Below are 12,198 nucleotides of genomic sequence, written 5' to 3'. Positions count from 1 at the left end.
CATGCTTCTCGCGAACCCCACCTGGCTCACCACGGCCGCGGTGGCCTTGGCCGCCGCATTCGCTTCGACGACGATTCTCCGCGTGCTGCTCGCCACCGGACTGGCCTGGCGCCTGGCGACCGACATTCCAAACGACCGTTCGCTTCATACGCTGCCCACCCCGCGCGTGGGCGGATGGGGCATCGTGCCGGTTTGTGTCGTTGCGCTGCTGGCGCTGGCACCGCGACTCTGGCTGATCGCCATCGCCGCTGCGGGCCTGGCCGCGATGTCGCAGATCGACGACCGGCGCGGGCTGCCGGCCCGCGTGCGGTTCTCGGCGCACCTCGCGGCCGTCGTCGCGCTGCTCGTCGTGTTCCCGGCCGATGCGCCCTGGTGGCTGCTCGCCGGTGTGGGTTTCGCGATGGTATGGCTGACGAACCTGTACAACTTCATGGACGGCGCCGACGGCCTCGCGGGCGGCATGGCGCTGTTCGGCTTCGGCGGATACGCGGCCGCGGCGCTCGGCGGCGCGAATACGTCGCCCGATCTGGTCGTGGCAGGCGCGGCGATCGCAGGCGCGGCGCTGGGCTTTCTTCTGCTCAATTTCCACCCGGCCAGGCTGTTCCTCGGCGACGCCGGCTCGATTCCGCTTGGGTTCCTGGCCGGTGCGTTGGGCTACTGGGGCTGGCGGACCGATGTCTGGCCGATCTGGTTTCCGGCGATGGTGTTCGCGCCCTTTATTGCCGATGCATCTGTAACACTTTTGAGACGCCTGTTACGCGGAGAAAAGTTCTGGCAGGCGCACCGCGAGCATTATTATCAAAGGATGGTCCGATCGGGCGTGAGTCATGGCCGGACCGCCCTTTATTGGTACCTCATCATGCTCGCGGGCATAATTGTCGCCGTGTGGGCAAAGGGCCGCCCCGAACTGCAGCAATGGCTGTCGTTCCTCGCGTGGTATGGCGTCCTGGCATGTTTCGGATGGTTGATCGACATGCGTTGGCGCCGGTTTCAGTCGGCCGCCAAAAACAACTATTGAGGTTTCCCGCCGATGTTTCGATCCAGAGCGTCGTGGCTGTCGCTGAGTGCTTTCCTGTTCGACCTGACGGCGGTTGCCGCCGCATGGTTGTTCGCCTATCTCGTTCGTTTCAACGGCAGCGTTCCGCATGATTTCCTGAGCGGTGCGCTGATGGCGTTGACCTGGGCTCTTCCCGTCTACGCGCTGATGTTCCACGGATTCGGCCTGTATCGCGGGCTGTGGGTGTTCGCGAGCCTGCCCGACCTGATGCGCATCGCAAAGGCGGTGGCCGGCGGCGGCGTGATCGTGATGATCGGCGCCGTGATGTTCCAGCCGCAGCCGATCATTCCGCGCTCGGTGTTGCTCGTGTCGCCGCTGATGCTGTTCCTGGCGATGGGCGGCGCCCGCGCGCTCTACCGCGCGACGAAAGAGTACTACCTGTACGGCGGCCTCGTCGGCAAGGGCAAGCCGGTGCTGGTGCTCGGCGCCGGCACGGCCGGCGCGAGTCTCGCGCGCGAACTGTCGCGTTCCGGCGAATGGCGCCTCGTCGGCCTGCTCGACGACGACGTCACGAAGCAGGGCCGCGAAATCTACGGCTATAAGGTGCTGGGCTCGTTCAACGACCTCAAGCACTGGACTGATGCGATGAAGGTCGAGTACGCGATCATCGCGATTCCGTCGGCGTCGGTCGAGACCCAGCGTCGCGTGGCGACGCTGTGTGTGCGGGCCGGCGTGAAGGCGATGGTGCTGCCGTCGCTGACTGCGCTGATGCCGGGGCAGGGCTTCCTGTCGCAGGTACGGAACATCGATCTCGAGGACCTGCTCGGCCGCGATGCCGTGACGATCGACACGCCGCACGTCGAGGCGCTGCTGCGCGGCCGCGTCGTGATGGTGACGGGCGCGGGCGGTTCGATCGGCTCCGAGCTGTGCCGGCAGATTCTGCGCTTCGCGCCGGCGCAACTGGTTGCATTCGACCTGTCCGAATACGCGATGTACCGGCTCACCGAGGAACTGCGCGAACGGTTCCCCGACCTGCCCGTCCTGCCGATCATCGGCGATGCGAAGGATTCGCTGCTGCTGGACCAGGTGATGTCGCGCCATGCGCCGCACATCGTGTTCCATGCGGCCGCCTACAAGCACGTGCCGCTGATGGAGGAACACAACGCGTGGCAGGCGTTGCGCAACAACGTGCTCGGCACGTATCGCGTGGCCCGCGCGGCGATTCGTCACGACGTGCGCCACTTCGTGCTGATCTCGACCGACAAGGCCGTCAATCCGACCAACGTGATGGGCGCGAGCAAGCGTCTCGCCGAAATGGCGTGTCAGGCATTGCAGCAGACGAGCGGGCGCACGCAGTTCGAGACGGTGCGCTTCGGCAACGTGCTCGGCAGCGCCGGCAGCGTGATTCCGAAGTTCCAGCAGCAGATCGCGAAGGGCGGTCCGGTCACGGTCACGCACCCGGAGATCACGCGCTTCTTCATGACGATCCCGGAAGCGTCGCAGCTCGTGCTGCAGGCGTCGAGCATGGGGCATGGCGGCGAGATCTTCATTCTCGACATGGGCGAGCCGGTGAAGATCGTCGATCTCGCGTGCGACCTGATCCGCCTGTACGGGTTCTCGGAAGAACAGATCCGGATCGAGTTCACGGGGCTGCGGCCCGGCGAGAAGCTCTACGAGGAGCTGCTCGCGGACGACGAGGCGACGACGCGCACGCCGCACCCGAAACTGCGGATCGCGCGGGCGCGCGAAGTACCGGACAATTTGCTCGACGAGCTGCTGCCGTGGCTGATGCAGCACCGCGTGCTGTCCGACGACGAAGTGCGGCGCGACCTGCGGCGCTGGGTGCCGGAATACCAGACGGCCGTTGCCCCGACCTTGCAGAGCGTACCGTCGGGGCGCGCCGCGTCGAACAAGTGACGCGGCGGCGCGAAGCCCGAACGGGGCTCGACGACGCATGAAAAAAGCGCCCCGCGGGGCGCTTTTTCTTTGTCCGGAAGCCGATGCAACGACGTTCAGTGGCTGCGCCGGTGCTTGCGTACCACCATCCACCGCGGCGCGCGAAACCGCACGATGCTGAGATAAAGCCACACGTAGGTCAGTGCGAACAGCACGACGAACACGAACAGGTGCAGCGTGTGTCGCCAGAACAGTGTCGCGGGAATCACCGCGACGAGGCACAGCAACCACAGATACGGCGACGTGAGCGAATTCCGCCGCGTCAGGTCGTGCGCGTGCTTCGTCCCGACGGCCCAGCGCATCAGCCGCTTGTACACGAGCATGTGCAGATGCACGCCGTCCGGAATCCCCGGCGACATCCCGCGGATGAACTTCTTCCGGTAGATCGAGAAACAGGTCTCGAAGATCGGGTACATGAACAGCAGCACCGGATACCACGCGGACACTTCGCGGTTGCGCATCACGAGCATGATCGCGAGTTCGGCGAGCATGAAGCCGATGAAATACGCGCCGCCGTCGCCGAGGAAGATCAGCCCGGCAGGAAAATTCCACAGGAAGAAGCCGAGCACCGCGCCCATCATGATGATCGACGCGGACATCACGACCGGGTCGTTGACGTGGAACGCGACGTACGCGAGCGACGCGAACATCATGAAACTGACCATCGACGCGAGGCCGTTGAAGCCGTCGATGATGTTGATCGCGTTCGCGAGCGCCGCGACCGCGAGCACCGTGATGAACGCCGAGATGGCCACGTAGCCGAGCAGGAAGTCGAGCGGCGGCACGCTGATGCGCTTGACCGAGATGCCCAGCAGCCAGAACGCCAGCGCGGCCGCGCCCATCGTGCAGAGCAGCCGCGCGCGCGGCGACACGCGTTTGGTCAGATCCTCGACGAGGCCGGACAGGAACGCCGGCAGCCCGCAGGCCGCGATGCCGAGAATGCTGCCCGCGATCGTCGGATAGCGCCGCGACAGGATCAGCGCGGCCACGACGACCCCGGCGAGGATCCCGATGCCCCCCACTCGCGGCACGGGCCGCACGTGGAATTTCTGCACGCCGGCCAGATCGCTGTCGATCGAGAATTTCTCGTGAAGGTGCGCGTAGCGCACGATGAACAGCGTGACGAGCAGGGAGACGATGAAGCCGGACGCGAAGCTGAGCATGGGATCGCTCGAAAAATGGACAGCGGATTATACAAAACCGCGCGGGTTCCCCTCCTGCCATCGCCAGTGGTCGGCACACATGTCCTCGATCCCGAGCGTCGCGCGCCAGCCGATGATGTCGGCCGCGGCCTGCGGATTCGCGTAGCACTCGGCGATGTCGCCCGGGCGGCGCGCGACGAGTTCGTACGGCACCGGGCGGCCCGATGCCTTCTCGAACGCACGCACGACTTCCAGCACGCTGTAGCCCTGGCCGGTGCCGAGGTTCACGACAAAGCTCGCGTCGCGTTTCGCGAGCGCGTCGAGCGCGGCGATGTGTCCTTTCGCGAGATCGACGACGTGGATGTAGTCGCGCACGCCGGTGCCGTCCGGCGTCGCATAGTCGGAGCCGAACACGCGCAGCTTTTCCAGCTTGCCGACTGCGACCTGCGCGACATACGGCATCAGGTTGTTCGGGATGCCGGCCGGATCCTCGCCGATCAGCCCGCTTGCGTGCGCACCGACCGGGTTGAAGTAGCGCAGCGTCGCGATCCGCCACGAAGGATCGGACACCTCGAGGTCGCGCAGGATCTGCTCGGCGATCAGCTTCGACTGGCCGTACGGGTTCGTCGCCGACAGCGGGAACGATTCGTCGATCGGCGAGCGCTCGGGCACGCCGTACACGGTCGCGGACGAGCTGAACACGAACTGCCTGACGTTGCGCTCGCGCATGACCTTGAGCACCGCCAGCAACCCGCCGATGTTGTTCTGGTAGTACTCGAGCGGCTTCGCGACCGATTCGCCGACGGCCTTGAGCGCCGCGAAATGGATCGTGCCGGTGATCGGGTGCGCGTCGAACACCTTCGCGAGCGCGGCTTCGTCGCACACGTCGACCTGATGGAACGCGGGCGTCTTGCCGGTAATCCGCTCGATGCGGCGCACGGACTCGGCCTTGCTGTTGACGAGGTTGTCGACGATCACGACATCGTAGCCGTTGTCGAGCAGCTCGACGGCCGTGTGCGAGCCGATATAGCCCGCGCCGCCGGTAACGAGGATGGTGCCTTTAGCGGTCATTGCTGATGCGCTCCTTCAGAGAGTGATGCCGGTCAACGAACGAATGGTCTGCCGGTAGCGTTCGACGACCTGCTGCTCGTCGAATTCCGCCGTGACTTTCTGCCGGCCGCGCGCGCCCATCGCGTCGCGCCCGGCCGTTCCGAGTTCGATCATGCGGAGCAGTTGCTCCGCGAGGCTTGCGCTGTCGCGCACGCGGCACAGGAAGCCGGTTTCGCCGTCGGCGACGACGTCGCGGCAGCCCGGCACGTCGGTCGCGACGATCGGGCGGCCCATCGCCGATGCTTCCATCAGCGTGCGCGGCACGCCTTCGCGGTACGACGGCAGCACGACGCAGTCGGCCGCCGCGATATGCGGGCGGACATCGTGCGCCTCGCCGAGATATTCGACGATGCCTTCGCCGACCCATGCGTCGACGTCCGCGCGCCCGATTGCGCTCGGATTGTCGACGCCGAGCGGCCCGAGCAGCTGGAAGCGCGCGTTCGGGAAGCGGCCGCGCACGATGCGCGCGGCTTCCACGTATTCGCGCACGCCCTTGTCCCACAGCAGCCGGCCGATCAGGATGAAGACGGGCGCGTCGCCGGCGGGCAGCGGCACGGGCGCGAACTGCTCGAGATCGACGCCTTCGCCGTGCAGCAGCCGCGCGCGCTCGGGATGCGCGAGCAACTGCTCGTCGGTGAAGGTCGCGAGGTCGTCGCGGTTCAGGAACCACACTTCACGCGGGAAGCGGAACGCGAACCGGTACAGGCGCTTCGCGACGCTCGCCGCGCGGCTTTTCTGGATGAAGACGTAGCCGAGCCCCGTCGTCACCGCGATCGACGGCACGCGCGCGAGCCACGCGGCGACCGACCCGTAGATGTTCGGCTTGATCGTGTAATGGAACACGAGATCGGGCTTGAGCGCGCGGTAGTGGCGCACCAGCGCCGCGAGCGTGCCGAGATCCTCGCGCGGGCTCGTGCCTTTCGACGCGACCGCGAGCTTCACGTAGCGGCAGCCCATCTGCTCGAGCAACGGCACCGTACGGTCGTGCGGCGCGATCACGACGACCTCGGCGCCGCGCGCGACGAGCGCACGGATCAGCCCGTGGCGATACGTGTAGATCGCCCAGGCCGTGTTGCAGACGAGCGCGATGCGCAGCGGGGAAGTGGCGGACATGAAAAAAGAAAAAAATAAAGCGTCGTAAATGCCGGATCGGCGTCAGGCGGACGGCCGCGCGGCGAACAGCGTCTGCTTGATCCGCTGCAACGTCCGGTACGGCGTCACGAAATGCAGCAGGTTCTTGGCGAGGCCGGCCCAGTCGTACGGGTTCAGCGCGTTGAAATGGCTCAGCAGCAGCGTGAGCGTCGACACCAGCTGGCGCCGGCGCTTGGTCGCACTGATCCCGCCCTCGTTCAGTTCGTAATACAGGCCGAGTTCCGGCAGGTTCGCGCAATCGTAGCGTTGCATTAACCGTAAAAAAAGATCGAGATCCTCGGCCGCGCGGTATTTCTCGCGATAGTTGCCCACTTCCCGCACGGCGTCGATGCGCAGCATCACCGAAGGATGCACGAGCGGCGAGCGCAGGAAGCGCGTGCGGCGCAGCGTGCGCGGATCGGCGGGCGGCGTCAGCATGAAACGCGGTTCGCCGGCGCGCGACACGACCTGCGTCCACATGCCGACGCAGGCCACGTTCGGGTGGGCGCCGAGATACGCACGCTGCTTCGCGAGGCGCTGCGGCACGGCCAGGTCGCCCGCGTCGATGCGGGCCGCATAGCGGAAGCCGCGCGCCGCGAGCGCGTCGATGCCGGCCGCGAGCGCGCGCTCGATGCCGCCGTTCCGCGGCATGCGCAGCACCTCGATCGCGAGGCCCGGCAGGTCGGGCGCGACGATCGGCGGCGTGCTGCCGTCGTCGACGACCAGCACGTGTACGGGCGCATCCTCGCGAAACGACGCAAGGGTTCGGACGACGTCGTCGTGCCCGTTGTAGGCCGGCATCAGCACGGCCACGTCGTCGAGCGGGGGCGGGCAATCAGGGGACGTCATGTTCGCAGCTTGAAACGGATGTAATAAAAGTTGACGGCGGCCGCGGCCAGGTAGCCGGCCGCCAGCCCGACGAGCGCGCCGTACAGGCCGAGCCGCGGGATCGCGAACAGGTTGACGACCGCGGCGATCGCCAGCGCGAGCAGCCATTTCGACAGCAACACGAATTTTGCTTGATATTTGAGAACGATAAGATTGCCTATCGCCTCGATGCCGGCCGGCACGGACAGCCAGACGGCCCAGCGGAAGATGTCGACCGATGCCTCGTAGCCGTGGCCGAACACCTTGCCGACGATCAGCGGGGCGGCCGCGTCGAGCACGAGCGCGCCGGCCGTCATCAGGCCGGCCGTCATCGCGATCAGGCGGACGATGTTGCGGCGCAGCCGCGCGACGTCCTGCACGCGGTAGACGAACGCGGGCGCGATGGTCTGCGCGAGCATCAGCGCGAGCGTGATCCAGTTTTCGTTGAGCTGCTGCGCGGCCGAATAGCGGCCGAGATCGGCGAACGACACGTGACGCTCGAGCATCAGGCGGTCGAGTTTCAGGAACAGGTACATGCAGATCAGGCCGAGCCAGAACACGGTGCCGGCCGTCGCAAAGTGCCTGAACAGCGGTTTATCGAACGTCCAGCCGAGCGCGCCGCCGTTACGATGCCGGTAGTACAGCAGCAGCGCGAAGCCGATCGCGGCGGCCTCGAGCGCCCACAGCCACGCGAAGCGGGCGGGGCCGGCGGCCGCGCGGACCAGCAGCCACACGAGCAGCGCCTTCGCGAGCGCCGTGACCATGCTGGTGACGAGCTGCGGCTTGCTGTAGGTCATGCTTTGCAGCCACGCGTTGATCACGCCGACGAACGGTTCGCGGAACACCATCGTGACGGCGAGACCCGTGAGCATCGCACCGACCAGCGGGTCGAACGCGCCCGCGGCGATCGCGATCCAGGTCGCGACGAGCGCGGCGACCGAGACGGCGATGCGCAGCGCGAACGCACTGCCGAGCACCGCGCCGAGCTGGGCGGGCGGGCGCTGGACGATGGTCGGGACGAGGATTTCCGCGCCGCACACCCAGGTGAGCGGCGCGAGTACCAGGAGAAGCGTATTCGCATACTGCCATTTGCCGAACACATCTGGCCCGAAATAACGGGCCAGCAGGCCGCTGATCGCGATCGCGACGCCGATCTGCGTGAGCCGTTCGAGCCCCAGCCAGACGAGGTTCGCGACGGCTTTCGCGACGTCCGGGTTGCCGAAGCGCTTCAGCATGCGGCGCGGCGGCGCGCGTGCGGGGCGGCCGGCAGGGCGCCCGAAGGCTGCGGATTGGCGGCGGCGGGACGGCTAGGCATTAAAATGGGCGGTATGCGCGTCATCGAAACCCGCGATTATAAGTGGGATCGCGACCGCTCCAGCCGTTCCGTTCCTTGTTTTGCGGGGCCGCATGTATCATGCGCGGCACCGGCGAGAGGCGGCCAGCCAAGCCAGACAATTTTCCATGCACGCAACTGAGAGAGAAGAGAATCGATGATCTCCCAATCCATCTTCAAGGCATATGACATCCGTGGCGTGGTCGGCAAGACACTCGACGTCGATACGGCGCGCGGGATCGGCCGCGCATTCGGCAGCGAAGTGCGTGCGCAGGGCGGCGACGCGGTCGTCGTCGCGCGCGACGGCCGCCTGTCCGGGCCGGAGCTCGTCGGCGCGCTCGCCGATGGCCTGCGTGCGGCCGGTGTCGATGTCGTCGACGTCGGCATGGTGCCGACGCCGGTCGGCTATTTCGCGGCAAACGTGCCGCTGGCGCTGAAGGGCGGCGAGCGCCGCGTCGATTCGTGCATCGTCGTCACGGGCAGCCACAACCCGCCCGACTACAACGGTTTCAAGATGGTGCTGCGCGGCGCCGCGATCTACGGCGAGCAGATCCAGGCGTTGTACCGCCGCATCGTCGACGAGCGCTTCGAGACGGGCAGCGGCACGTATGAGGAAGTCGACGTCGCCGATCAGTACATCGCGCGCATCGTCGGCGACGTGAAGCTCGCGCGGCCGCTGAAGCTGGTCGTCGACGCCGGCAACGGCGTCGCGGGCCCGCTCGCGACGCGCCTGTTCAAGGCGCTTGGCTGCGAACTCGTCGAACGTTTCACCGACATCGACGGCACGTTCCCGAACCACCACCCCGATCCCGCGCACCCGGAAAACCTGCAGGACGTGATCCAGGCGCTGAAGGACACCGATGCCGAACTCGGCTTCGCGTTCGACGGCGACGGCGACCGCCTGGGCGTCGTCACGAAGGACGGCCAGATCATCTATCCGGACCGCCAGCTGATGCTGTTCGCGGAAGAAGTGCTGTCGCGCAATCCGGGCGCGCAGATCATCTACGACGTGAAGTGCACGCGTCACCTCGCGCAGTGGATCAAGTCGAAGGGCGGCGAGCCGCTGATGTGGAAGACGGGCCACTCGCTCGTGAAGGCGAAGCTGCGCGAGACGGGTGCGCCGCTCGCCGGCGAAATGAGCGGCCACGTGTTCTTCAAGGATCGCTGGTACGGCTTCGACGATGGCCTCTACACGGGCGCGCGCCTGCTCGAGATCGTCGCGAAGACGGCCGACCCGAGCGCGCTGCTCAATGCGCTGCCGGACGCGATGAGCACGCCCGAACTGCAGCTCTGGCTCGACGAAGGCGAGAACTTCAGCCTGATCGACAAGCTGCAGAAAGAGGCGAAGTTCGACGGCGCCGAGGAAGTCGTGACGATCGACGGCCTGCGCGTCGAGTACCCGGACGGCTTCGGTCTCGCGCGTTCGTCGAACACGACGCCGGTCGTCGTGATGCGTTTCGAAGCCGAGACGCAGGAAGGGCTCAAGCGGATCCAGGAAGACTTCCGCCGTGTGCTGACGGCCGCGAAGCCGGACGTCAAGCTGCCGTTCTGAGCGCCTGCGGCCTGCGGGCCGCCCGCGGTGCCGCGGCAGCTTCGTCGGCCGCGATTCTCCCGAAAAGCGGTGCACGCCACGGGCGTGCGCCGCTTTTTGTCTGTCCGCCCCGCCGGGCGAGATAAAATCCCCCCTTTATGCCTGTCGCCGGCTGCCAGCCGGCGTTTTTTCAGCGTGCAAAAGATCCTGATCGTGCGCGTGTCGTCGCTGGGCGACGTCGTGCACAACATGCCGGTGATCGCCGATATCCGGCGCCGCCACCCCGACGCGCAGATCGACTGGCTCGTCGAGGAAAGCTTCGTCGACCTCGTGCGGCTCGTCGACGGCGTGCGCAACGTGCTGCCGTTCTCGCTGCGTCGCTGGCGCAAGAAGCCGTTCTCGGGCGCCACGTGGCGCGAGATCCGCGCATTCCGCAAGCGTCTCGCGGCCGAGCAGTACGATCTCGTGATCGACTGCCAGGGCCTCATCAAGACGGCCTGGGTCGCGAGCTGGGCGCGCGGCCCGCTGGTCGGCCTCGGCAACCGCACCGATGGCGCCGGCTACGAATGGCCGGTGCGCTTCTTCTATGCGAAGCGTGTGCCGATCGCGCCGCGTACGCACGTCGTCGAGCGGTCGCGGCAACTCGTCGCGGCCGCGCTGAACGACCCCGCGCCGACGCCGGCCGATCCGGTCGACTTCGGCCTCGACACGCGCGCGGCGGCGCTCGCGGTGGCCGCGCTCGGCCTGAACCTGCCGGTGCCGTACGTGGTGTTCGTCCATGCGACGTCGCGTGCCGACAAGCAGTGGCCGGACGCCGCGTGGATCGAACTCGGCCAGGCGCTCGTGCGGCGCGGCGCGTCGCTCGTGCTGCCGTGGGGCAACGACGCGGAACGCGCGACCAGCGAGCGGCTCGCGAAGGAATTCGGCGATGCTGCGATCGTGCCGCCGAAACTGTCGCTGCCGGCCGTGGTCGGTCTGATCGACGGCGCGGCCGCGACCGTCGGGGTTGATACAGGTCTGGTTCACATCGCGGCCGCGCTGAAGCGTCCGACGGTCGAACTGTACAATTTCGCGACGGCCTGGCGGACCGGCGGCTACTGGTCGCCGAACGTCGTCAATCTCGGCACGGCGGGGCAGCCCCCGTCGATCGCGCAGGTGAAGTCGGCGCTCGCGGGCTTCGGTCTCCTGTAACGCTGTCCCACACGCGAACCGATCATGAGCGAATCCCAGATCATCGAAGTCCCGTCCGCCGACTGGAGCGGGCACAACCTGTCGGCGCCGCGCGAGCAGTTGCTGGCCGCGGTCGAGGAAGGCAAGGTGCTGTATTTCCCGCACCTGCGCTTCGCGATCGAAGGCGGCGAGGAAGCGCTGCTCGATCCGGCGCTCGCCGATCCGAAACGCAAGAACATCAGCCTCGCGCCGAACGGCGGCACGCTCGCCGGCGTGCTCGGCGACAGCGTCACGCAGTCGGCCGTGCGCGCGCTCGTCGCGCGCTTCCAGCAGCAGGCCGGCACGCTGGTCGACGGCCTCTTTCCGGAATACCGCGGCAAGCTGCGCGTCGCGCCGACCAGCCTGCGGCTGATGCAGGTCGAGACGCGCCAGACGTCGTGGCGCAAGGACGACAGCCGGCTGCACGTCGACGCGTTCCCGTCGCGGCCGAACTACGGCGAGCGCATCCTGCGCGTGTTCACGAACGTGAACCCGGCCGGCGTGCCGCGCGTCTGGCGCGTCGGCGAGCCGTTCGAGGACGTCGCGAAGCGCTTCCTGCCGTCGATCAGGCCGCAACTGCCGGGCGCCGCGTGGCTGCTGAACCTGCTGCACGTGACGAAGTCGCCGCGCAGCGCATACGACCACCTGATGCTGAACCTGCACGACAGCATGAAGGCCGATCTCGACTACCAGAAGACGAGCCCGCAGGAGACGATGCCGTTTCCGCCGGGTTGCGTGTGGATATGTTTCTCCGATCAGACTTCGCACGCTGTGATGTCCGGCCAGTTCATGCTCGAACAGACGTTCTTCCTGCCGGTCGACGCGATGGTCCGCCGCGAATGCGCGCCGCTCGGCATTCTCGAACGCCTGACGGGCAGGGCGCTGGTTTGAGCGCGCACCTGCTTCGACGCAACACGAGGGC

At 67.1% G+C, this 12,198-nt stretch carries 10 protein-coding genes; 5 read left to right on the top strand and 5 right to left on the bottom strand.

Annotation, left to right across the window (positions count from 1 at the left end):
• Nucleotide 1: 1 nt before the first annotated feature.
• The gene (locus tag G3N62_RS06335; RefSeq protein WP_059557214.1) at nucleotides 2-1,018 is read left to right on the top strand and encodes a glycosyltransferase family 4 protein; all 1,017 of its coding nucleotides are present in this window, start codon (nucleotides 2-4) and stop codon (nucleotides 1,016-1,018) included.
• Nucleotides 1,019-1,030: 12 nt separating this feature from the next.
• Nucleotides 1,031-2,914, top strand: coding sequence for a nucleoside-diphosphate sugar epimerase/dehydratase (locus tag G3N62_RS06330; RefSeq protein ID WP_124669236.1), 1,884 nt, complete (start codon nucleotides 1,031-1,033; stop codon nucleotides 2,912-2,914).
• A gap of 95 nt (nucleotides 2,915-3,009) precedes the next feature.
• Here the strand turns inward: G3N62_RS06330 and G3N62_RS06325 are convergent, their stop codons facing one another.
• The 5 genes from G3N62_RS06325 to G3N62_RS06305 are packed head-to-tail and all read right to left on the bottom strand — an operon-like array spanning nucleotide 3,010 to nucleotide 8,438.
• Entirely contained in the window at nucleotides 3,010-4,116 is a 1,107-nt protein-coding gene (locus G3N62_RS06325; protein WP_124669235.1) for a glycosyltransferase, read from the bottom strand.
• 27 nt (nucleotides 4,117-4,143) lie between these two features.
• Complete coding sequence (gene galE / locus G3N62_RS06320) at nucleotides 4,144-5,166, bottom strand: UDP-glucose 4-epimerase GalE (RefSeq protein ID WP_034187283.1); 1,023 nt, start codon at nucleotides 5,164-5,166, stop codon at nucleotides 4,144-4,146.
• Nucleotides 5,167-5,181: 15 nt separating this feature from the next.
• The gene (locus G3N62_RS06315; protein ID WP_124669234.1) at nucleotides 5,182-6,318 is read right to left on the bottom strand and encodes a glycosyltransferase family 4 protein; all 1,137 of its coding nucleotides are present in this window, start codon (nucleotides 6,316-6,318) and stop codon (nucleotides 5,182-5,184) included.
• A 42-nt stretch (nucleotides 6,319-6,360) separates the two neighbouring features.
• On the bottom strand, nucleotides 6,361-7,185 hold the full coding sequence (locus G3N62_RS06310) for a glycosyltransferase (protein ID WP_059557209.1): 825 nt from the start codon (nucleotides 7,183-7,185) through the stop codon (nucleotides 6,361-6,363).
• Entirely contained in the window at nucleotides 7,182-8,438 is a 1,257-nt protein-coding gene (locus tag G3N62_RS06305; RefSeq protein ID WP_069706993.1) for an oligosaccharide flippase family protein, read from the bottom strand. Before G3N62_RS06305 ends, G3N62_RS06310 begins: the two co-directional genes overlap by 4 nt.
• A 255-nt stretch (nucleotides 8,439-8,693) precedes the next feature.
• Between G3N62_RS06305 and G3N62_RS06300 the strand changes: the two genes are divergently transcribed.
• The 3 genes from G3N62_RS06300 (at nucleotide 8,694) to G3N62_RS06290 (ending at nucleotide 12,167) form a co-directional block, all read left to right on the top strand.
• The gene (locus tag G3N62_RS06300; RefSeq protein WP_049030306.1) at nucleotides 8,694-10,088 is read left to right on the top strand and encodes a phosphomannomutase/phosphoglucomutase; all 1,395 of its coding nucleotides are present in this window, start codon (nucleotides 8,694-8,696) and stop codon (nucleotides 10,086-10,088) included.
• Between the two features lie 174 nt (nucleotides 10,089-10,262).
• A complete protein-coding gene (gene waaC, locus G3N62_RS06295) occupies nucleotides 10,263-11,258 on the top strand; it encodes a lipopolysaccharide heptosyltransferase I (protein ID WP_034187288.1) in 996 nt (331 codons plus the stop codon).
• A gap of 24 nt (nucleotides 11,259-11,282) precedes the next feature.
• A complete protein-coding gene (locus tag G3N62_RS06290; protein ID WP_059557203.1) occupies nucleotides 11,283-12,167 on the top strand; it encodes a Kdo hydroxylase family protein in 885 nt (294 codons plus the stop codon).
• Nucleotides 12,168-12,198: the final 31 nt, after the last annotated feature.

The organism is Burkholderia sp. Tr-20355 (assembly GCF_017104685.1).
Lineage (GTDB): Bacteria > Pseudomonadota > Gammaproteobacteria > Burkholderiales > Burkholderiaceae > Burkholderia > Burkholderia seminalis.
The sequence above is the reverse complement of the archived record's forward strand: the minus strand, read 5'-3'. Positions and strand labels throughout refer to the sequence as shown.